Origin of the sequence: Curtobacterium sp. MCBD17_019 (genome assembly GCF_003234555.1) — a bacterium.
Lineage (GTDB): Bacteria > Actinomycetota > Actinomycetes > Actinomycetales > Microbacteriaceae > Curtobacterium.
Window position 1 is genome coordinate 326,041 of the sequence record NZ_QKTT01000001.1, and the last position, 20,556, is coordinate 346,596.

Here is a 20,556-nt window from a genome sequence, read left to right on the forward strand (position 1 = left end):
GGGGGCCGGCCGGGGCGAGGGTCAGCGCGCCGCGACCGGGGTCGATCCGAGCGGGACGACGACGCCGTGCGCGACGCGGAGTTCCTCGAGCGTCGCGGCGATCTCCTCGTCGCGCTCGTCGGAGGTCCACTGCAGCGCCGTCGCGAGGACGTCGGCGAGCTCGGTGAGGAGCTCGATCGTCACGCCGCCGACGAACGCCAGGTTCGTCCGGCGGAGCACGACGTCGGACAGGTGCACGGCGTGCTCCCGCTCGGCGAAGAACGCCACCTCGGCGGTGGTCAGCTCGGGGTCGGTCTCGAGCGGCACGACGGGCTGGTCGAGGAGCACGTCGATGACCTCGGTCGCCCGGGTGCCGTACCGGGTGAGGAGCCGGTCCACGGCTGCGGGGTCGAGCCCGTCGCGGTGCGTCTGCACCCACAGGGCGCGGTCGCTGTCGGTCGTCGGGAAGTCCTTGCCGCCGCCGATCGGCATACCCGTCGTGTCGACCTTCCGGGTGACATCGAGGCGGTTCGTCACCTCGGTCGACAGGTGCGCGGACAGGGCGCGGAACGTGGTCCACTTGCCGCCGACGAGCGAGAGCACCGTGGCGGACCCGAGGCCTTCGATCGGCGTCTCGACGATGCGGTAGTCACGTGAGACGAACCCGGGGGCGGTGTCCTCGTGCCGGGGGAGCGGCCGGATGCCCGAGTAGCGGTAGACGATGTGCTCGCGGTCGAGGGCGATCTGCGGGAACACGTGCCGGACGAGGTCGAAGAAGTAGTCGACCTCCTCCTCGGTGCACACGGCGGGCTCGGCGGGGTCCGCGTCGATGTCGGTCGTGCCGATGAGCACCCGGCCCTTGAGCGGGTAGATGAGCACGATGCGGCCGTCGTCGTTCTCGAAGAAGATCTCGCGGCCCTTCGTCGCCGCGAGCAGCTCCGGGTTGTCGACGACGATGTGGGAGCCCTTCGTGCCGCCCATGTACGCCGTCTCGCCCCCGAACGCCGCGTTCGTCAGGTCGGTCCACGGCCCGGAGGCGTTGACGACGACCGGCGCGGTGACGACGAACTCGGTCCCCGACTCGACGTCGCGGAGCAGGACGCCGCCGTCGCGCGTGCCGACGGCCTCGACGTAGTTCGCCGAGCGGGCGGTCGCGGCGCTGCCGTTCCCGGTACCCGCGGCGAGCCCGTCCTTGAGGACGTCGAGCGCCAGGCGCTCGGGCTCGTGCACGGACGCGTCGTAGTAGGTGCCCGTGTACTTGAGGTCGTGGTTCAGGGCGGGCATGTCCTCGAGCGCGGCCTTCTTCGTGAGGAAGCGGTGCTTCGGCACGGATCCGCCGTCACGCGAGAACGAGTCGTAGAGCGTCATGCCGATCTTGATGAGGGCCGCGCCACGCTCCTTGGTGGACCGCTGCTTGTGCGTCAGCATCCGCAGCGGGGCGTTCATGATGCCCGAGAACGTGGAGAACACCGGCATCGTCGTCTGCAGCGGCTTCACGTAGTGCGGGGCGATCTTGATGAGGCCGTTGCGCTCCTGCACGGACTCGCGGACCAGCCGGAACTCGCCGTTCTCGAGGTAGCGGATGCCGCCGTGGATCATGTGGCTCGACGCGGCCGAGGCCCCCGACGCGTAGTCGTTCCGCTCGACGAGCACGACGTCGACGCCCTGCAGCGCGAGGTCGCGGAAGGTCGCGATGCCGTTGATGCCCCCACCGACGACGAGGACCTGGGCGGTGGGCCGGTCGGTGATGGCCGCGACGTTCGGTCGCAGCGCGGTCTTCTTCGACATGTGGTTCGTCTTCCTCCTCAGCGACGCGGCCGGATTCGCCGCGGCGACTCCTCGATGGTGCGCGCCACTGACAGGAGGGGCAACCCGCCTGCACGAACGTGCACCGGGCCTCCAGAGCGGCGACGACCGGTGGCAACGCGTGTCCGCTGGGGGCGAGAATGGAGCCAGCGGCCCTGCACGTGCGTGCAGGGCGCGCGAGCATGGTGCCGCGCGACGCTGGTGCCGCTGCACGGCACACGAACGCGGAGGACGCACGATGAGCGACGCGGCACAGGCGGTGCGGACGCAACAGGCGCTCCGCGCCGCGCACCTGTACTACATGCAGGACCTGACGATGGAGGCCATCGCCGACGAACTCGGGACGTCCCGGTCGTCCGTCTCGCGGCTGCTCAAGTACGCCCGCGACACCGGGCTCGTCGACATCCAGATCCGGTCCCCGCTCGATCAGGCCGCGGCCCTGAGCCGTGCCCTGCGCACCCGGTTCGACGTGCACGCGCACGTCGTGCCCGTGCCCGACCACACGAGCGACGTCGACCGGCTCGAACGCGTCGCGCTCTCCGCCGCCCGGATCCTGACGCAGTACATCGACTCGAACATGGTGATCGGGATCTCGTGGGGCTCGACGGTGAGTGCGATCAGCCGGTACCTCGTGCCGAAGGCGACGCACGGCTCGACGATCGTCCAGGTGAACGGTGCGGCCAACACACGCACGACCGGCATCGTCTACGCCAGCGAGATCCTCCGCCGCTTCGGCGACGCGTACGGGGCGGTCGTCCAGCAGTTCCCGGTCCCCGCGTTCTTCGACGACCCGGCGACGAAGGCCGCGCTGTTCCGCGAGCGGAGCCTTCGCCCGGTGCTCGACCTGCACCAGCGCATGGACCTCGTGCTGTTCGGGGTCGGCTCGCCCCAGGCCCTCGTCCCGAGCCACGTGTACTCGGGCGGGTACCTCGACCCGGCCGACCGCGAGGAGCTCAAGCGCGACGGCGTCGTCGGCGACGTCACGACGGTGTTCTACCGGGCCGACGGTTCCTGGCGGGACATCGGCCTGAACGCCCGCGCCGGTGCGCCGGACCTCGACACCCTGAAGCGCGCGCCGCGGCGGATCTGCGTCGTCGCGGGGCGCTCGAAGGTCACGAGCCTCGAGGGGGCGCTGGCGGCCGGGCTCGTGACGGACCTCATCGTCGACGAGAGCGCGGGACAGGCGCTGCTCGGCTCCTGAGCGACGGGGAGGCCGATCGCCGAAGCCGGGTCACGGGGGACCCGTCGGGGGACACGGGTCGGGGGACGAACCCGGACGTGTTCCCAGCTGGGCGGGCGTAGGCATGGCGAGCTGTCCGACCACGCAAGGAGCCCTCCATGGCCGTCCTCGACGCTGCCGACGTCCTCACCCAGACCCCGATGCCGTACCCGGCACCGCGCGGGCCGCTCGGCGAGGCGATCCGCGCCGTGCTCACCGAGCGTCCGGACGGCGACCGATCCGCGCTCACCGACACCGCTCGCCGCGCGATCGCCGACGCCGAGGACCTCATCCGTGACGACGACGTGCAGAGCAGCCTCTTCGTGCTCCAGGAGCTCGCCTACGGGGGCATCCAGGGTGTCGACGACCGCTTCGAGTGGGACCCGGACCTCCTCGCGGTGCGTGCCGTGCTCGAGGAGGCGTTCGAGGCCGAGCTCCGCCGCAGGGTGCCGATGCCCGAGCGACCCGAGCCGACCGCGGACGCCGTCGCGGCGGCCCTGTTCGCGATGACCTCCGCCGACTCGGGGCCGAGCCTCTCGCGCTACGTCGCGCGGAAGGCCACGCTCGAGCAGGTCCGCGACCTCCTCGTGAACCGGACGGTCTACACGCTCAAGGAGGCCGACCCGCACTCCTGGGCGATCCCGCGCCTGACCGGCCGCGCCAAGGCCGCGCTCGTCGAGATCCAGTCGGACGAGTACGGCGGGGGCCGGCCGAAGCGCATGCACTCCGCGATCTTCGCCCGCACCGTCCGTGCCGCCGGACTCGACGACTCCTACGGCGCGTACGTCGACGCCGTGTCGGCGCTGACGCTCGCGACGAACACGATGATGAGCCTGTTCGGGCAGCACCGTCGGTTGCGCGGTGCGACCGTCGGACACCTGGCGGCGTACGAGATGACCTCGTCCATCCCCAACAAGCTGTACGGGGACGGTTTCCGGCGCCTCGGCTTCGACGAGGACGCCACGTGGTACTTCGACGAGCACGTCGAGGCCGACGCGGTCCACGAGCAGATCGCCGGGCGCGACCTCGCGGGCGGCCTCGTCGAGGCCGAGCCCGCGCTCCTCGACGACGTGCTGTTCGGCGCCGCCGCGTCGCTCACCGTCGACGGCTGGGCCGCCGCCGAACTGCTCGAGGCGTACCAGGCCGGGCGGTCCTCGCTCCGCGCGCCGGTGCAGGTGGCCGCACCGTCCCTCCAGGCCGGATGACCGCACGCGGCGGGGGTCCCCGTCCCGTCGGCCACGCCGCCGACGGCGGCGCCGAGCGCCTGCCGGCCGAGTACGTCCTGCCGCTCCGGTGGGACGACGACACCGACCCGACGGAACTCGCCGCCTACCTGGCGCGCCTCGTCGAGGTCGTCGACGTCACCGTCGTCGACGGCTCGTCGACGGTCGCGGTCGAACGGCACCGCGCCGCGTTCCCGCCGGGGGTCCGGCTGCTGCCGCCACGGGACCGGGCCGGGAGGAACGGCAAGGTCCGCGGGGTCGTCACCGGTGTCGAGACGGCGCGGCACGACGCGGTCGTGGTGGCGGACGACGACGTCCGGTACGACGAGCCCGCGCTCGCCCGTGTCGTCGCGCAGCTCGCTGACGCGGACGTCGTCCGGCCGCAGAACCACTTCCACCCGTCGCCGTGGCACGCCCGCTGGGACACCGGCCGCACGCTGCTCAACCGCGCGCTCGGGTCGGACTGGCCCGGGACGCTCGGCGTCCGACGCGGGGTGCTGCTCGCGACGGGCGGGTACGACGGGGACGTCCTGTTCGAGAACTGCGAGCTCGTCCGGACCGTGCTGGCCGTCGGGGGCCGACAGGTCCGCCTCGACGACTGCTTCGTCGCGCGCCGTCCGCCGACCGTCCGGCACTTCCTGGGGCAACGCGTGCGCCAGGCGTACGACTCGTGGGCGCAACCGCTCCGGCTCGCCCTGGAACTCGCCGTCCTGCCCGCGGTGCTGTTCGCCGTGCGTCGGCCGCGGTGGCTCGTGGGCGGGGCGGTCGCCGTGGTCGGGCTCGCCGAACTCGGCCGCCGCCGCGCCGGGGGGACCGCCGTGTTCCCGCCGACCGCGGCGCTGTGGTCGCCGCTGTGGCTCGCCGAGCGCGCGGTGTGCTCCTGGCTCGCCGTCGTCGCCCGGGCCCGCGGCGGCGTGTGGTACGCGGGCGAACGGCTCCCGCGCGCGGCCAGCCCGTTGCCGCTGCTCCGCCGACGCCTCGCCGGTGTCGGCTCCGTGACCGACACCCCGACGGAGGGACCCCGCCCATGACCCACGACCCCGACATCGAGATCGTCGCGTGCCCCGACGGGCCGCTCCTCGTGCGCGGCGACGTCCGCATCACGAACCCCGACGGCGAGGACCTGCCCCGCCGCCGACGCACGGTCGCGCTCTGCCGGTGCGGCAAGTCGATGCTCAAGCCGTACTGCGACGGGACGCACAAGATCATCGGCTTCCGGACCGAGCCGGAGCTGCCCGCCTCGGACGTCGCGGCCGACCCGGTCTGACCGTCACCATGACGACAGCGGGCCCGCGACGATCGTCGCGGGCCCGCTGTCGTGCGTCCGGGGGTGTCAGCCCACGGTGCGGATGCGGTCGTCCCGGCGGCTGCGCGAGCGCGGCAGCACGAAGCCGAGCAGGATCATGCCGACGGCGAGCACGAGGTGCAGCCAGTTGTCGGCCGTGTTGAGCGGCACGAAGTTCGCCCCGCTCGTGTGGTTCGCGGTGAACAGGCCGTAGATCCAGAGGACGGCGTAGACGATGCCGCCGATGATCAGGTACGCGCGCGAAGCACCGGCACCGCGGGCGGCGAGGACACCGACGACACCGAAGGCCAGGTGCACGATGTTGTGGAGCACGGACACCTGGAACAGGCCGAGCAACATCGCCATCGAGCCTGATCCGGCACCGCTCAGCGAGCCGGTCGTGATCCCCGGGATGAACCCGGCGATCCCGACGACCAGGAAGACGATCCCGACGATCAGTGCGCCCTTCTGGACGGCGGTCGCGGCGTAGGGCGGGTGGGCGGAGGAGTCGGACATGGGAGTTCCTTCCTGATCAGCGCGGCATGGCCGGGTTGGTGGGATCGCCGTGTGACGGCGGGTTGATCGGCGGCCCGGAGGTCGCGGGGGTCACGCCGCCCCCGGGCAGGCCGGCGTGGACCTCCGGCAGGTGGTCCGGCACGGAGCCGTGGGGTTCGGCGCCGGCGTCGAGGGCCTCGAGCCGGTGGCGCAGGACCTCGACGACCGGCAGGCGGTCGCCGTGGGCCCGTTCGTGGTCGAGCAGCGCCTGCAGGTCCGAGCGATCGAGAGCGACGATCCGTTCCCGGAGCGCCCCGAGCGGCACGTGGTCGAAGTCGGGGATCGCGAGTTCCTCGTTGGTCATCACAGGTCCTTCCCCTCGACGGCTCGTCGTCGAGTGGCCTGGACGGTACCCGGACCGGACTGCCCGGTCGCGCAGTGAACGGGGGACAGTCCGGCCGGGAGGCCCGCCACCGGTCGATCCTTCGGCGCACGCCCGTGCGGGGCGCCCCGGACCGAATTGACGAGCACGATCAGCGCGTGCAACCGAACGATGTGCTGCTGTGACACGGCCGTTCGAAACGGATGCCTGAATGACTTCGACCCCGCGGGCCGCCGCGGGCACGACCACGAGGAGTCCCCATGCTGATCGGTGTCCCCACCGAGGTGAAGAACAACGAGTTCCGGGTCGCCGTGACCCCGGCGGGCGTCGCCGAGCTCACCCTGCACGGGCACCGGGTGCTCGTGCAGGGTGGCGCGGGCGCGGGCAGTGCCTTCACCGATGACGAGTACGCGGGCGCCGGTGCCGAGGTCGTCCCCGACGCCGCCGCCGTCTGGGGTGCCGCGGACATGGTGCTCAAGGTGAAGGAACCCGTCGCGAGCGAGTACCCGCTCATCCGGCCCGGCCAGGTGCTGTTCACCTACCTGCACCTCGCGGCGGACCGGCCGCTCACCGAGGCGCTCCGGGCGTCCGGCGCCACGGCGATCGCGTACGAGACGGTGCAGCTGCCCGACCGGTCGCTGCCCCTGCTCTCGCCGATGTCGGAGATCGCCGGGCGGCTCGCCGCACAGGTCGGCGCGAACCAGCTCATGCGCACCGCGGGCGGTCGCGGCCTGCTGCTCGGCGGCGTGCCCGGGACCCCGAAGGGCCGCGTCGTCGTCATCGGCGGCGGGGTCGCGGGCGAACACGCGGCGGCGATGGCCCTCGGGCTCGGCGCCGAGGTCACCGTCATCGACATCGCGCTCCCGCGCCTCCGTGCCCTCGACGCGCGGTTCGACGGCCGCGTGACCACCCTCCGTTCGAGCAGCTACGCGATCGCCGAGGCCCTGCGCGACGCGGACCTCGTGATCGGATCGGTGCTCATCCCCGGGGCCGCCGCGCCGAAGCTCGTGACCGACGCCATGGTCGCGGACATGCGCCCCGGCTCCGTGCTCGTCGACATCGCGATCGACCAGGGCGGTTGCTTCGAGGGCTCCCGGCCCACCACGCACGACGACCCGACGTTCGCGGTGCACGGCTCGATGTACTACTGCGTCGCGAACATGCCCGGGGCGGTGCCGCGGACGAGCACGATCTCGCTGACGAACGCGACCCTGCCGTATGCCGTCGCGATCGCCGACGCCGGCTGGGAGCGGGCGCTCGCCGCGGACCCGTCGCTCGCGAAGGGCCTCAACGTGCACGCCGGCGCCGTCGTCAACGCGGCCGTCGCCGCTGCGCACGGCCTCGAGGTCGCCACGGCCTGACCGCTGGGGCGTGGGTGGTCCGACCCAGCGCGAGCGGTCCCGTACGCTTCGGGGCGGAGGACCCATGCCCGTCGCGCTCAACACCGTCTTCGTCGACCAGATCGCCCCGATCTCCTCGACCTCGCTCGAGGAGACCTTCCGGATGGTGGCGGAGGACCAGGCCGCCGCGTGCCTCTGCCTCGACCACCCCACGCCCGAGGAGCTCGGGGACGTCGCCGTGGCGTTCGGGCTGCACGAACTCGCCGTCGAGGACTCCGCCCACGGGCACCAGCGGCCGAAGCTCGAACGCTACGGGGACACCCTGTTCGCGGTGCTGCGTCCCGCCCTCTACGTCGACGCCGACGAGGTCGTCCGGTTCGGCGAGATCCACGCGTTCGTCGGTCCCCGCTTCTTCGTCGCCGTCGTCAAGGAGGATCCGCGCGGGTCCGTCGCCATCACCACCGCCCTCACCCGCCTGGCACACAAGTCCGGCCTGGTCGGCGCGGGACCGCAGGCACAGCTCTGGGCCCTGTTCGACTCCATCGTCGACGGGTACCGTCCCGTCGCCGACGGGCTCGAGGAGGACATCAACCAGATCGAGGACCAGCTGTTCGCCGGCGTCGCGAACACGTCGCGACGCATCTACGAGCTGTTCGGCGAGGTCGTCGACTTCCAGCGCGCGACCCGGCCGCTCGTCGCCATGCTCGAGGCGCTGCACCGCGGCGCCGACAAGTACCACATGCCCCTCGAGCTCCAGCGGCGGTTCCGCGACGTGCTCGACCACGTCATCCGGATCACGGACCGCGCCGACACGTTCCGTGCGCTGCTCCAGAACGCGCTGACGGTCGACGCCACCCTGGCGGCGCAGAAGCAGAACGACGACACCAAGCGCATCTCGGCGTGGGCCGCGATCCTGTTCGCCCCGACGCTCATCGCCGCGATCTACGGCATGAACTTCACGAACATGCCCGAGCTGCACTGGCGGTACGGGTACCCCCTGTCGATCGTCGCGATGGTCGTGTTCGCGGTCGTCCTGTTCGTCGTCTTCAAGGTCAAGCGGTGGTTCTGACCGGAGCCGGGCCGCGCGCGCACTCCACGCCGCACTGGACCCTCCGCATCGTCGTCGTCACCGCGCTCGTCGGGGTCGCGGGCGGCGTCGCTGGCATCAGCGTGTGGGTCGCGCTGCACCTCATCCAGGTCGTCGCGTTCGGGTTCCCGTTCCACACGGGGGACGAGGCGGCGGACGAGCCGGACGCCCTGCACCGGTTCCTGGCGGTCTTCGCCGCGGGCCTCCTGGCCGGGGTCGCGTGGTGGGCGCTCCGCCGGTGGGGCCGCCCCGTCGTCGCCGTGCAGGGCGCGGTCGACGGCCGGCACATGCCGTCGCTCGTCACGGTCGCGAACGCCGGGATCCAGATCGTCATCGTCGGACTCGGAGCCTCGATCGGCAAGGAGGTCGCACCGCGTGAGATCGGGGCCTGGCTCAGCCAGCAGATCACCGACCGTGCCGGGCTGACCCGCCGCGAGACGCGGATCCTCGTCGCCTGCGGTGCCGCGGCGGGACTCGCCGCCGTGTACGACGTGCCGCTCGGCGGAGCGCTGTTCGCCGTCGAGGTCCTGCTCGGTGAGATCACCTTCGCCACCGCCTTGCCCGCGTTCGCGACGAGTGCGATCGCCGCGCTCGTCGCCCGGGCCGTCGTGCCCGTCGAGACCCTCTACACGGTGCCGACGCTCACCCTGTCGCCGTCGCTCGTCGTGTGGGCGGTGCTCGTCGGACCGGTGCTCGGCTTCGCCGGGATCGGGTTCGTCCGCCTGACGAACCGGCTGCAGACCGCACGACCGCGCGGGTGGCGCGTCATGGTCGTCATGCCCGTCGTGTTCGCCGGTGTGGGAGCGGTCGCGATCTGGTTCCCCCAGGTCCTCGGCAACGGTCGCGCCCTCGGACAGGCGGCGTTCGGCACCCACCTGCACGACGCGGCGGTGCTCGGACTGGCCCCGGTCCTCCTGGTCGGCGTCCTGTCGCTGGCGAAGACCGCGACGACGACAGCGACCATCGGTGCCGGGGCCGCCGGTGGCACGCTCACCCCGTCGATCGCGATCGGTGCGACCGCGGGGGCGTTCCTCGGCGGCGCGTGGCTGCTCGTCTGGCCGGGGTCGGGGCTCGCCGCGTTCGCGTTCATCGGCGCCGCCGCGTTCCTGGCGACGACGATGCGCGCCCCGTTCACGGCGCTCGTCCTCGTCGTCGAGTTCACCGGGCAGGGGCCGACGATCCTCATCCCGGCGCTCCTGGCGGTCGGCGGTGCCGTGGCCGTCGGGTACGTCCTCGGGCGGCGTCGCCTGGTCGGGGTGGCGTAGCGCCGGAGCGACCACGGGTGCGCCGTTCGTGACGGCGGGGTCCTCGCTGGGCGCCGGGGCCCGCGCGGCCTACTTGCCGAGCGACGCGAGCAGCGGGAGCATCAGCCCGGCCACCCAGATGAGCACGAAGAGCAGGCCACCCAGGACGGTCAGGCGCCGCCAGCGGCGGGTCGGGAGGTCCGGGGTCGAGCCCCACATCTGCGACCGGGTGACGACCCGGTTGGCCTGCGCGACGACCCGCGCGACGTCCGGATCGGACGTGTCGAGCAGCCCGTCGGCCGCGTTCGTCGAGATCCGCTCGGCCTCCTCGAGCGGCATGGTCAGCCGGGGAGGTCGCTCGCGGCGGGCGACGCGTGCGGACCGCTCGTTGCGCATGGGCGTCCTCGTTCGTTCGGGGTGTGCCCCGAGTCTGCTCCGTACGGCGGGTGTCCGTCCAGGGCATCGCGCCTAGGATCGCGCGCATGGCCGGGTTCGATGACATCAGCAAGAAGGCCCAGGAGTTCCTGGGCAACGACAAGGTGAAGAACGCCCTCCGCAGCGAGCAGGCCGAGGGCCTCAGCGACAAGGTGCTCGACGCGGTGCAGGGCGCGGTGGACAAGGCCACCGGCGGCAAGTACAGCGACCAGCTCAAGGGCGCGCGGGACCAGGCCGACAAGCACATCGGCAAGGTCGTGGGGCCAGGAGGGGACGACCGGGGGCACGACGCGCAGGCACACGGCGACCACGGCGTGGCGGGTCACGGGGGCCACGCGGCGCACGGCGCACCGGACCAGGAGCACGACGGCGGACCGCACCACGGCGACGGATCGGGCAAGCACAAGGCCTGACCGCGGCCACCGACTGGACGGGATCCGGAACAGCGGGGACCATGGACGGGTCGCCCTCGGGTGACGACGTCGCCGGCACCGTGCCGAGCGACACCGCCCACCCGGGCGCCAGGAGGACCGCACCACCGTGACGACGACCGTGACCACCGCCCCGCTCACCGACGCCGAGGTCCGCGCCATCCGCGCCGACTTCCCGATCCTCGATCAGGAGGTCGGCGGCGTCCCGCTCGTGTACCTCGACTCCGGTGCGACCGCGCAACGGCCGTCGCAGGTGCTCGACGCCGAACGGCGGTTCCTCGAGACGAGCAACAGCGCCGTCCACCGCGGAGCACACACGCTCGCCGCGCTCGCCACCGACGCGTACGAGGAGGCCCGGGCGACCGTCGCCGGGTTCATCGGCGCCGCTGCCGCGACCGAGGTCGTGTGGACCGCGAACGCCACCGACGCGCTCAACCTCGTCGCGTACGGCATGGGCAACGCGAGCCGAGGACGGGGCGGGCCCGCGGCCGAGCGCTTCCGGCTCGCCGCCGGCGACGAGATCGTCGTCACGGAGGCCGAACACCACGCCGACCTCGTGCCGTGGCAGGAGCTCGCCGCCGCGACCGGGGCGACGCTCCGCTGGGTCCCCGTCGACGACGACGGTTGCTGGACCGCCGAGGACGCCGCCGCCGTGATCGGCCCGCGGACCCGGGTCGTCGCGTTCGCGCACGTGTCGAACGTCACCGGGATGATCGCGCCCGTCGAGCAGGTCGTCGCGCTCGCTCACGGCGTCGGCGCCGTCGTCGTGCTCGACGCCTGCCAGTCCGCACCCCACCGGCCGCTCGACGTCGGCGCCCTCGGGGTCGACTTCGCCGCGTTCTCCGGGCACAAGATGCTCGGCCCGAACGGCATCGGGGTGCTCTGGGGACGCCAGGAACTCCTCGACGCGCTGCCGCCGTTCCGAACGGGCGGGTCGATGATCACGACGGTCACGATGGAGCACACCGAGTTCATGCCCGCTCCCGAGCGGTTCGAAGCCGGGACGCAGCCGGTGTCGCAGGCCGTCGCGCTCGCCGAGGCCGTCCGCTACCTGCAGGGCATCGGGATGGAGCGCGTGCGCGAGCACGAGGAGGCCCTCGCCCAGCGCCTCGTCGGAGGACTCACCGCGATCCCGGGCGTCCGCGTCGTCGGGTCCGGGGTGGGCGTCCCGCGGTCGGGACTGGCGGCGTTCGACGTCGACGGGGTCCACGCGCACGACGTGTCGCAGGTGCTCGACGCGCAGGGGTTCGCCGTCCGCGCCGGCCACCACTGCGCGCAGCCGCTGCACCGCCGACTCGGCCTCGTGGCCACGAGCCGTGCGAGCACGTACGTGTACACGACCGAGGACGAGGTCGACCGGTTCCTCGAGGCCGTCGCGGGCGTCCGCGCGTACTTCGGGCTGTCGGACGTCGACGGCCGGGCGGACGCCGGCGCGCCGGTCGAGGTCGGAGTGGACCGATGAGCGACGCGCTCGCGGGGCTCTACCAGCAGGTCATCCTCGACCACGCGAAGGCCCGCACCGGCGAGGGTCCGCTGCCCGACGCGGACGCCGAGCACCACGAGCGGAACCCCACGTGCGGAGACGAGATCACCGTGCGGATCCGGCTCGAGCCCGGTACCGACCGCATCGCCGACCTCCGCTGGCAGGGCGCCGGGTGCTCGATCTCGATGGCATCGGCGTCCGTCCTCGCCGAGATGGCGCCGGGCCGGACCGTCGCGGAGTTCACGGCGCTCGCCGACGCGTTCCGGACCATGCTGCGGTCGCGGGGCGTGGGTGAGCCCGACGAGGAACTGCTCGGCGACGCGGTCGCGTTCCAGGGGGTCGCGAAGTTCGTCATGCGGGTCAAGTGCGCGATGCTCGCCTGGGTGGCCACCGAGGCGTCCGCGGAGCTGGCCGCGGCGCGCTGACCCGACCCGTCCCTCCCGGCCGGCCGTCCCGTCACACGAGGTCACACACCCGGCAGCGGGGTCGGGGGCGGCCGTAGCGTCGGAGCGTGACCGAACCCCAGGACGTCCGACGGATCCGCTTCAACGCGTTCGACATGAACTGCGTCGCGCACCAGTCCTCCGGGCTGTGGCGCCACCCGCGTGATCGTTCCCGCCACTACAACGACCTCTCCTACTGGACCGACCTGGCACGGCTGCTCGAGTCCGGGGACTTCGACGGGATCTTCATCGCCGACGTGCTCGGCACGTACGACGTGTACGGCGGATCGAACGAGGCCGCGTTGCGGACGGGGTCGCAGGTCCCCGTGAACGACCCGATGCTCCTGGTGTCGGCGATGGCGTCCGTCACCGAGCGCCTCGGCTTCGGCATCACCGCGGGGACGGCCTACGAGCACCCGTACCCGTTCGCCCGACGCATGTCGACGCTCGACCACCTGACGAAGGGCCGGATCGGCTGGAACGTCGTGACCGGGTACCTGCCGAGTGCGGCGCGGAACATGGGACAGACGGACCAGCTCGCGCACGACGACCGCTACGACGTCGCCGACGAGTACCTCGAGGTCCTCTACAAGCTGTGGGAGGGCTCCTGGGAGGACGACGCGGTGGTCGCCGACGTCGAGACCGGCGTCTTCACCGACCCCGCGAAGGTGCACCCGATCGAGCACCACGGCCGGCACTTCGACGTGCCGGGCATCCACCTGTCCGAACCGTCGGTGCAGCGATCGCCCGTGATCTACCAGGCCGGTGCGTCCCCCAGGGGGATCCGGTTCGCGGCCGAGCACGCCGAGGCGATCTTCGTCGGCGCGCCGACGATCCCGCAGCTGGCGGCCACCGTGGGCAAGATCCGGGACGCGCTGGAGGCGGCGGGTCGCGACCGGTACGCCGCGCGCGTCTACACCCTGCTGACCGTGATCACCGACGCCACGGACGAACTCGCACGGGCGAAGTACGCGGACTACCTGTCCTACGCGTCCGAGGTCGGCGCCCTCGTGCTCAACTCCGGGTGGATGGGCGTCGACCTGGCGCAGTACGACCTCGACGAGCCGCTCGGCAACATCGAGTCGAACGCGATCCAGTCCGCGGCCGCGAACCTCTCGGCCGCGACCGGCGAGGACGGTTCGACGTGGACCGTCCGGGACATCGCGCGACGGACCGCGATCGGCGGGCTCGGCCCCGTCGAGGTGGGCAGCGGCGCGACGATCGCGGACCGCCTCCAGGAGATCGTGCGGGAGACCGACGTCGACGGCTTCAACCTCGCCTACGCGGTGACCCCCGGGACCTGGGAGGACGTCGTCGAGTTCGTCGTGCCCGAGCTCCGGGCCCGCGGGGCCTATCCGGAGGCATCCGGAGCGGGGTCGTTGCGCGACAAGCTGTTCGGCCGGGGCGACCGGCTGCCGGACGAGCACCGTGGCGCGTCCCACCGGGTGGGAGCGCGGACGGCAGCCGTGTGAGTGCGTCGACACCGCCTCGACGAGCGCCCTCCGCGTGCACGCATCGGGCTCTTGTGGTGCACCCGCTAGCGTCGAGGTGAGCACGCCGACGGACAGCGCGTGCCGGACAGGAGCGTGCTCGTGAGTGGAACAGGGACGTCGGTCGTCGTCATCGGAGGCGGTGCGAGCGCGGTGTACGTCGCCGTCGCGCTCCGCGAGCGCGCCGCAGCGCGGGACCTGCCCGCACCGGACGTCACGATCGTCGCCCGTGAGACGCCGGTCGGCCGGGGGCTGGCGTACGGGCACGCCGAGGCGCACCACCGGCTCAACAGCCCTGCGGGCAAGATGAGCGTCTCCGCGGGCGACGCTGCGCACTTCGTCCGGTGGTGCGCCGACCACGGGTACGACGTCGCGCCGGGGGACTACGTCGAGCGCCGGCTGTTCGGTGACTACCTCGTCGATGTCGCGGAGCACCTCGTCGCCGACCCGGACCACCCGGTGCACGTCGTGCAGGGCGAGGCGGTGGGCTGCACGACCGACGACGACGGCGCGCACGTGGCTCTCGCGGACGGCTCGACGATCGTCGCCGACGTCGCCGTCCTCGCGCTCGGGAACCCGCCGCCTGCCACCTGGCCGACGGGAGCGGCGGTCCAGATCGACGACCCGTGGGCGTCCGGTGCGCTCGACCGTGTGCCCGACGGCTCGAGGGTCCTGCTCGTCGGGACGGGCCTGACGATGGTGGACGTCGCGACGTCGCTCGCCCGCCGGGAGGCCGGGATCACCATGACCGCGACGAGTCGCCACCTCCTGCTCCCGGCGGAGCACCTGTCGGCTCCGGTGGCACCCGGGCCGGGCCTCGACCCGACCGTGTCGACGCTCGGCGGACTCGCCCACGAGCTCGGCGTACAGCTCCGTGCCGCCGTCGACGCCGGCACACCGTGGCAGGCGGTGATCGACGGCATGCGCCCTCGGCTCATGGAGCACTGGACGGGGATGGACGAAGCCGACCGCCGCCGGTTCGTCGAGCACCTCGCGCGCCGGTGGGACGTCCACCGGCACCGCATGGCGCCGTCGGTCCACGCCGAGCTCCAGGGCCTCGTCGACGGCGGCGTCCTCCGGTTCGTGGCCGACGCCGACCCGTCCGGGTTCGACGCCGTCGTGTTCTGCACCGGCCCCACCGCCGTGACGACACCCGGCTGGAGTCCCGTCGTCGATGCGCTGCTCGAGCGCGGGAGGATCCTGCCCGAGCCCCTCGGACTCGGACTGGACGCCGACTGGTCCGGCGCGGTCCGCGACGACCACGGCGACGTGGACGGGCGGCTCCTGGCGATCGGGCACGCGCTGCGCGGGGCGCTGTGGGAGACGACGGCGATCGGCGAGATCCGGATCATCGCGAACCGCGTCGCCGATCGGGCCCTCGACACGGTCGCGGCCGTCTCCGCCTGAGCGGGCCCGTCAGGTCAGCGCGAGCCGGGGCGACCCCGCCTGCACGAGCGGCAGGACGTCCCGCGCGATGCGGGGGAGCTCCTCGTGGAGTGGCGACGCCTGCACGAGGAGCAGGGTCACGCCCGCGTCGGCGAACGCCAGGATGCGCTCTGCGACCTGCTCGGGCGTCCCCACGAGGTCCGGACGGAGCCCCCGCGTCCCGACGGAGTACTCGCGGCGGGACAGCTCGACGTCGAGGTTCGAGTTCGCCCGGAACTCCTCGAACGAGGCGTACCCGGGTGACGCGGGATCGACGGTGGTGATGCGCTCGAGCTCGGCGCGGGCCTCCGCCTCGGTCTCGCGCACGATGACGTAGGCGGCCATGCCGATCTCGGCGAACGGGGCGCCCTGCAACCGCTCGCGACGAGCGTTGACGTCGGCGACCTTCTCGCGGAGCTCCTCGACGGTGCCGCCGTGGGTGACGTAGGCGTCCGCGAACCCGGCGATGGACTCACGGCCGGCGTCGCTCTCGCCGCCGGCGAACACCCGCGGGGGCACGGCGGGTTTCGGCGACAAGACCGCGTCGACGACGTCGTAGAACGACCCACGTCGGGTGGCCGGGAGCTCCGTCCACAGCGCCCGGAGCACGTCGACGAACTCCTCCGCCTGCTCGTACCGGCGGTCGTGCGGAGCGAACACCCCGCCGTACTGCCGGGCCTCCTCGGCCCACCACGCGGCGACGACGTTGAGCGCGAACCGATCACCGCCCGCGATGTCGGTGATCGTCGCGGCGGCCTTGGCGATGACGGTCGGCAGGTGGAACCCGGCGCGGACCGCGGTCATGACGCGGAGCCGTTCCGTCGCGGCGAGGATCGCGGTGCTGAGCGACCAGGCCTCCAACGAGGGCGCCTCCACGCCCTTCCGGTCGTTGAGGTAGAGCTCGGGCACGAGGGTGGTCGTGAACCCGAGGTCCTCTGCCTGTCGTGACACGCGACGGATGTAGTCCCAGGTCGCGGGCATGCCCTCGTCGCCGACGTTGCGGAGGAACCCGCCGTAGACGGGGGTCCAGTAGCCGAGTTCCATGTCGTTCCTCCGAGGTGCTGGTCGGTTCAGTGGGCGGCGTCGAGTGCCTGCACCAGGTCGGCGACGAGGTCGTCCGGGTCCTCGAGGCCCACCGACAGCCGGATCGTCGCGTGGGACAGGCCCGCGGCGGCGAGCTGCTCGGGCGACAGGTGCCCGTGCGTGGTCGACGCGGGCGGGATGACGAGCGAGCGGACGTCGCCGATGTTCGCGACGAGGGCGAACCGCTCGAGCGCGTCGACGACCGGCGCGACGGCGTCGGGTCCGGCGGCGAGGTCGAACGAGAACACGGCGCCCGCACCGCGGGGCAGGTACCGCCGGGCCGCGTCGTGCCCGGGTGAGCCCGCGAGGCCCGGGTGGTGCACGCGGGCGACGGCCGGGTGCTCGGCCAGGACCTCCGCGATCCGCAGCGCCGACGCCGCCTGGCGGAGGACCCGGAGCTCGAGGGTCTCGACGCCCTGCAGGATCTGGAACGCGTTCCACGGCGCGAGCGACGGGCCGAGGTCGTGCACCCACTTCGTGCGGGCGAGGACGGTGTACGCGCTGCCGTTGCCGCCCGCACCCCGACCGAAACGGTCCCACAGGACGATGCCCCCGAACCGCGGGTAGGGGCCCGTGAACTGCGGCCAGCGCGCGGGGTCGGCGCCGAAGTCGAACGACCCGATGTCGACGAGCACGCCGGCGAGTGACGTCCCGTGCCCACCGAGGAACTTCGTCGCGGAGTGCACGACGACGTCGGCGCCGTGGTCGCCGGCGCGTTGCAGGGCGGGGGTGGCGAGCGTCGCGTCGACGACGAGCGGCACACCGGCCGCGTGCGCGATGTCGGCGACCTCACGCACCTGCAGCACGTCGGCGAGCGGGTTGCCGATCGTCTCGGCGAAGAACGCCCGGGTCTCGGGGCGCACGGCGTCGCGCCACGCGTCGAGGTCGTCCTGTTCGACGAACGTCACGTCGATGCCGAAGTCGGTGAACCCGTCGGTCAACAGGTCGACCGTCCCGCCGTAGAGGCGTCGGGCGGCGACGACGTGACCACCGGCGCGGACGAGCGTGAGCAGCGCGACCGCGACGGCGGACTGCCCGGACGCGGTGGCGACCGCGGCGACCCCGCCCTCGAGCGCGGCGATCCGCCGTTCGAGCACGGCCACGGTCGGGTTGGCGTTGCGGCTGTACAGGTTGCCCGGTTCCTCGAGCGCGAACACCGCTCGCGCGTGCGCCGTCGACGCGAACTCGTACGCGGCGGTCTGGTAGATCGCCGGCGCGACGGCGTTCTGCGCCACGGGCGTCTGGACCCCGCCGTGGATCTGCGTCGTCGCGATCTGCTCGGTTGTCGTCATGCCCCCACCCTGGCCGGGAGGCGCGGCTCGGCACGACGAGGACGGTCACGGTCCGTAACACGGTGACGACGGACGCGTCACATCGGTGCGGTGGTCCGGCCCGGGGGTCCAGCATCGCGGCCATGACGACTGCTGACCCCATCGCGACCGCTCCGTTCCTGCGCTCCCCGACGACACCGGCGCGAGGTCGCCTCGTGGTCCTCACCGGCCGCGGTGAGCACCCCGACGTGTACGAACGGTTCGCCACCCGGATCGCGTTCGACGGGTACGCGGTCCTCGCCGTCCGGGCCGACGACCCGGCGGAGCTCGTGGCGGCGGGGACCTGGCTCGACGAACGGAGTGCCGGTCCCGCCGTGCTCGTGGGCGCTGACGCCGGGGCCGCGCGCGCGGTGCGTGCCGTCCTGGGCGGCGCGGTCCGCGTCGACGGTGTCGTGCTCGCCGGGGTCCTCACCGACGCGGCGGTGTCGGTGTCGGACGACGAGGACGAGGTGGCGGCACGGACGGCCTGCCCGGTGCACGGGGCACGGCTCCGCGACGGCGTGGTGCTCGTCGCCGGGCAGCTCACCCGTCCCGAGGCCGAGGACGTGGTGACTCGGGCGGAGCTCGCCGCGCTGCCCGTCGCGGTGCTCGCCTTCCACGGCACCGACGACCGCGTCAGTCCGGTCGACGCCGCACTCGACGTGCTCGCTCCGGCGGTCGGGCGCACTCCGGGCGGCGTGCGCGTCGTCGAGGGCGGTCGGCACGACGTGCTCAACGACGTCACACACCGCACGGTCGCCGCGGCGGTCGTCGAGTACGTCGAGCGGCTGCGCACGCCGGAGGCGGGGATCCGCACGATCTGAGTCCGCCGGCCCGGCCCGGGCGGCGCTGTGTTGCGGTTCATGACGTGTTCATCGCCGACCTGAGGAAATTCTTACCCATCCGCCGTACCGTCTTTGATCGAGAAGCGCGATCGGCGATCACAAGCACCGATGAGCGGGAATGGAGACACCATGACGCAGTCCACGATGAAGCTGGGGGTCGTCCTCACCGGTGCCGGCGGCCCGGGACACCCGAAGACCTGGCTCGACGAGGACCTGCCCCTCGACTCGAGCGTCGACGTCGACTGGTACACGGAGTACGCACGCCTGGCGGAGGACGCCCGGTTCGACCTCGTGTTCATCGTCGACTCGCAGTTCATCACGCCGTCGTCGCCGCCCCACTACCTCAACCGGCTCGAGCCGCTGACGCTCCTGTCGGCGCTGGCCGCCCGGACGACGCACATCGGCCTCGTCGGCACGGCCACGACGTCGTACAACGAACCGTTCACCCTCGCGCGGCAGTTCGCGTCGCTCGACCTCATCAGCCACGGCCGGGCCGGTTGGAACGTCGTCACGACGGGTGACGGCGGGACGGCCAGGAACTACGGCCGCGACGAGCACTACGACTACGACCACCGCTACGGCCGGGCGCACGAGCACGTCGGCGTCGTCCGCGGCCTGTGGGACTCCTACGAGGACGACGCGTTCCCGCGCGACCGCGCCACCGGGCAGTTCCTCGACCCGACGAAGCAGCACCGGCTCGACCACCACGGCGAGTACCTCGACGTCGAGGGCCCGCTCAACATCGTGCGATCCGAGCAAGGGCAGCCGGTGATCTTCCAGGCCGGCGACTCCGACCAGGGCCGGGACCTCGGCGCCGCGATCGGCGAGGGCGTCTTCACCCACGCGAGCTCGCTCGAGCAGGCGACGGCATTCCGCGACGACATCCGCTCCCGCGCCACGGCGAAGGGCCGTGACGCCGACGGGGTGCTCGTCCTGCCCGGGATCCAGTGGTTCATCGGCGACACCGACGAGCACGGCCGCGAGCTCGAGCGCGCCGCGCAGGCCCGCGACTGGAACTTCGACCGCGCACTCGCCGAGTTCGGCCGCTCGTTCGGCTGGCACGACTTCTCGCAGTACGACCCCGATGCGCCGTTCCCCGCCGAGACCTCCGCACTCGGCGAGACGAGTTGGAAGACCCAGACCGACCGCATCCGCGCGCTCGTCGAGGCCGAGGGACTCACTCTCCGCCAGACGGTCGAACGGGTCAGCGCGCCGAAGCCCGGGTACTTCGTCGGCAGCGCGACGACCGTCGCCGACCGACTCGAGGAGTGGTTCCGCGGCGGGGGCACCGACGGGTTCCTGCTCCACATGGCCGCCCCGTCCCAGTTCCGCCGCTTCGTCGCCGAGGTCGTGCCGATCCTCCGCGAGCGCGGGCTGTTCCGCAGCGAGTACGAGGCCTCGACCCTCCGCGGCAACCTCGGACTGCCGATCCCCGAGAACCGGTACACCGCGGCACGGAGGACGGCGGACGGAACCGCACCGTCCCTCCCGGTCGACGCCACCCAGCAGCCGGCCACCGCCGGCGCGACCGCCTGACCACCACCCCAACCC

At 72.8% G+C, this 20,556-nt stretch carries 20 protein-coding genes; 14 read left to right on the forward strand and 6 right to left on the reverse strand.

Going from position 1 to position 20,556, the window contains the following annotated elements; genetic code table 11:
• Positions 1–21: 21 nt before the first annotated feature.
• Positions 22–1,767, reverse strand: coding sequence for a glycerol-3-phosphate dehydrogenase/oxidase (locus DEI82_RS01565; RefSeq protein ID WP_111035571.1), 1,746 nt, complete (start codon positions 1,765–1,767; stop codon positions 22–24).
• A gap of 256 nt (positions 1,768–2,023) precedes the next feature.
• On the opposite strand from DEI82_RS01565, the gene DEI82_RS01570 reads away from it, so the two are divergent.
• The 4 genes from DEI82_RS01570 to DEI82_RS01585 all read left to right on the forward strand — a co-directional run bounded on the left by DEI82_RS01570 (position 2,024) and on the right by DEI82_RS01585 (position 5,494).
• The gene (locus DEI82_RS01570) at positions 2,024–2,986 is read left to right on the forward strand and encodes a sugar-binding transcriptional regulator (protein WP_111009993.1); all 963 of its coding nucleotides are present in this window, start codon (positions 2,024–2,026) and stop codon (positions 2,984–2,986) included.
• Positions 2,987–3,123: 137 nt separating this feature from the next.
• On the forward strand, positions 3,124–4,209 hold the full coding sequence (locus DEI82_RS01575; protein ID WP_258371906.1) for an iron-containing redox enzyme family protein: 1,086 nt from the start codon (positions 3,124–3,126) through the stop codon (positions 4,207–4,209).
• Positions 4,206–5,258, forward strand: coding sequence for a glycosyltransferase family 2 protein (locus DEI82_RS01580; RefSeq protein ID WP_111035572.1), 1,053 nt, complete (start codon positions 4,206–4,208; stop codon positions 5,256–5,258). The genes DEI82_RS01575 and DEI82_RS01580 overlap by 4 nt, the downstream gene beginning before the upstream one ends.
• Entirely contained in the window at positions 5,255–5,494 is a 240-nt protein-coding gene (locus DEI82_RS01585) for a CDGSH iron-sulfur domain-containing protein (protein WP_111035573.1), read from the forward strand. Before DEI82_RS01580 ends, DEI82_RS01585 begins: the two co-directional genes overlap by 4 nt.
• Before the next feature lie 66 nt (positions 5,495–5,560).
• Here the strand turns inward: DEI82_RS01585 and DEI82_RS01590 are convergent, their stop codons facing one another.
• The gene (locus DEI82_RS01590; protein ID WP_111035574.1) at positions 5,561–6,028 is read right to left on the reverse strand and encodes a DUF4383 domain-containing protein; all 468 of its coding nucleotides are present in this window, start codon (positions 6,026–6,028) and stop codon (positions 5,561–5,563) included.
• A gap of 16 nt (positions 6,029–6,044) precedes the next feature.
• The gene (locus tag DEI82_RS01595) at positions 6,045–6,371 is read right to left on the reverse strand and encodes a hypothetical protein (protein WP_111035575.1); all 327 of its coding nucleotides are present in this window, start codon (positions 6,369–6,371) and stop codon (positions 6,045–6,047) included.
• Between the two features lie 278 nt (positions 6,372–6,649).
• Between DEI82_RS01595 and ald the strand changes: the two genes are divergently transcribed.
• From ald to DEI82_RS01610, 3 genes are all read left to right on the forward strand, one after another.
• Positions 6,650–7,750 (forward strand): alanine dehydrogenase, encoded by a 1,101-nt coding sequence (gene ald / locus DEI82_RS01600; protein WP_111035576.1) that lies wholly within the window; start codon positions 6,650–6,652, stop codon positions 7,748–7,750.
• A gap of 64 nt (positions 7,751–7,814) precedes the next feature.
• The gene (locus DEI82_RS01605; RefSeq protein ID WP_111013817.1) at positions 7,815–8,798 is read left to right on the forward strand and encodes a magnesium and cobalt transport protein CorA; all 984 of its coding nucleotides are present in this window, start codon (positions 7,815–7,817) and stop codon (positions 8,796–8,798) included.
• A complete protein-coding gene (locus DEI82_RS01610) occupies positions 8,789–10,081 on the forward strand; it encodes a chloride channel protein (protein WP_258371907.1) in 1,293 nt (430 codons plus the stop codon). The genes DEI82_RS01605 and DEI82_RS01610 overlap by 10 nt, the downstream gene beginning before the upstream one ends.
• A gap of 69 nt (positions 10,082–10,150) precedes the next feature.
• Here DEI82_RS01610 and DEI82_RS01615 read toward each other — a convergent pair whose 3' ends face one another.
• The gene (locus tag DEI82_RS01615) at positions 10,151–10,456 is read right to left on the reverse strand and encodes a hypothetical protein (RefSeq protein WP_111009979.1); all 306 of its coding nucleotides are present in this window, start codon (positions 10,454–10,456) and stop codon (positions 10,151–10,153) included.
• Between the two features lie 86 nt (positions 10,457–10,542).
• Between DEI82_RS01615 and DEI82_RS01620 the strand changes: the two genes are divergently transcribed.
• From DEI82_RS01620 to DEI82_RS01640, 5 genes are all read left to right on the forward strand, one after another.
• Positions 10,543–10,908: an Rv0909 family putative TA system antitoxin gene (locus DEI82_RS01620; RefSeq protein ID WP_111013816.1), complete on the forward strand. Its 366-nt coding sequence runs from the start codon at positions 10,543–10,545 to the stop codon at positions 10,906–10,908.
• A 127-nt stretch (positions 10,909–11,035) separates the two neighbouring features.
• Positions 11,036–12,388, forward strand: a complete 1,353-nt coding sequence (locus DEI82_RS01625) for a SufS family cysteine desulfurase (protein WP_181435064.1) — start codon at positions 11,036–11,038, stop codon at positions 12,386–12,388.
• On the forward strand, positions 12,385–12,834 hold the full coding sequence (gene sufU, locus DEI82_RS01630; protein ID WP_111009976.1) for a Fe-S cluster assembly sulfur transfer protein SufU: 450 nt from the start codon (positions 12,385–12,387) through the stop codon (positions 12,832–12,834). Before DEI82_RS01625 ends, sufU begins: the two co-directional genes overlap by 4 nt.
• An 86-nt stretch (positions 12,835–12,920) precedes the next feature.
• Complete coding sequence (locus DEI82_RS01635; RefSeq protein ID WP_258370199.1) at positions 12,921–14,324, forward strand: LLM class flavin-dependent oxidoreductase; 1,404 nt, start codon at positions 12,921–12,923, stop codon at positions 14,322–14,324.
• A 120-nt stretch (positions 14,325–14,444) separates the two neighbouring features.
• Positions 14,445–15,749 carry an FAD/NAD(P)-binding protein gene (locus tag DEI82_RS01640; protein ID WP_181435065.1) on the forward strand — a complete coding sequence of 435 codons (1,305 nt, stop codon included), beginning with the start codon at positions 14,445–14,447 and terminating at the stop codon, positions 15,747–15,749.
• Between the two features lie 9 nt (positions 15,750–15,758).
• Here the strand turns inward: DEI82_RS01640 and DEI82_RS01645 are convergent, their stop codons facing one another.
• Positions 15,759–16,811 (reverse strand): LLM class flavin-dependent oxidoreductase, encoded by a 1,053-nt coding sequence (locus DEI82_RS01645; protein ID WP_111035578.1) that lies wholly within the window; start codon positions 16,809–16,811, stop codon positions 15,759–15,761.
• A gap of 26 nt (positions 16,812–16,837) precedes the next feature.
• Positions 16,838–18,142: an O-acetylhomoserine aminocarboxypropyltransferase/cysteine synthase family protein gene (locus DEI82_RS01650; RefSeq protein ID WP_111035579.1), complete on the reverse strand. Its 1,305-nt coding sequence runs from the start codon at positions 18,140–18,142 to the stop codon at positions 16,838–16,840.
• 122 nt (positions 18,143–18,264) lie between these two features.
• Here DEI82_RS01650 and DEI82_RS01655 point away from each other — a divergent pair, with 122 nt between their 5' ends.
• Positions 18,265–18,984, forward strand: coding sequence for an alpha/beta hydrolase (locus DEI82_RS01655; protein WP_111035622.1), 720 nt, complete (start codon positions 18,265–18,267; stop codon positions 18,982–18,984).
• Positions 18,985–19,134: 150 nt separating this feature from the next.
• On the forward strand, positions 19,135–20,541 hold the full coding sequence (locus tag DEI82_RS01660; RefSeq protein ID WP_111035580.1) for an NtaA/DmoA family FMN-dependent monooxygenase: 1,407 nt from the start codon (positions 19,135–19,137) through the stop codon (positions 20,539–20,541).
• The last annotated feature ends 15 nt before the right edge of the window (positions 20,542–20,556 follow it).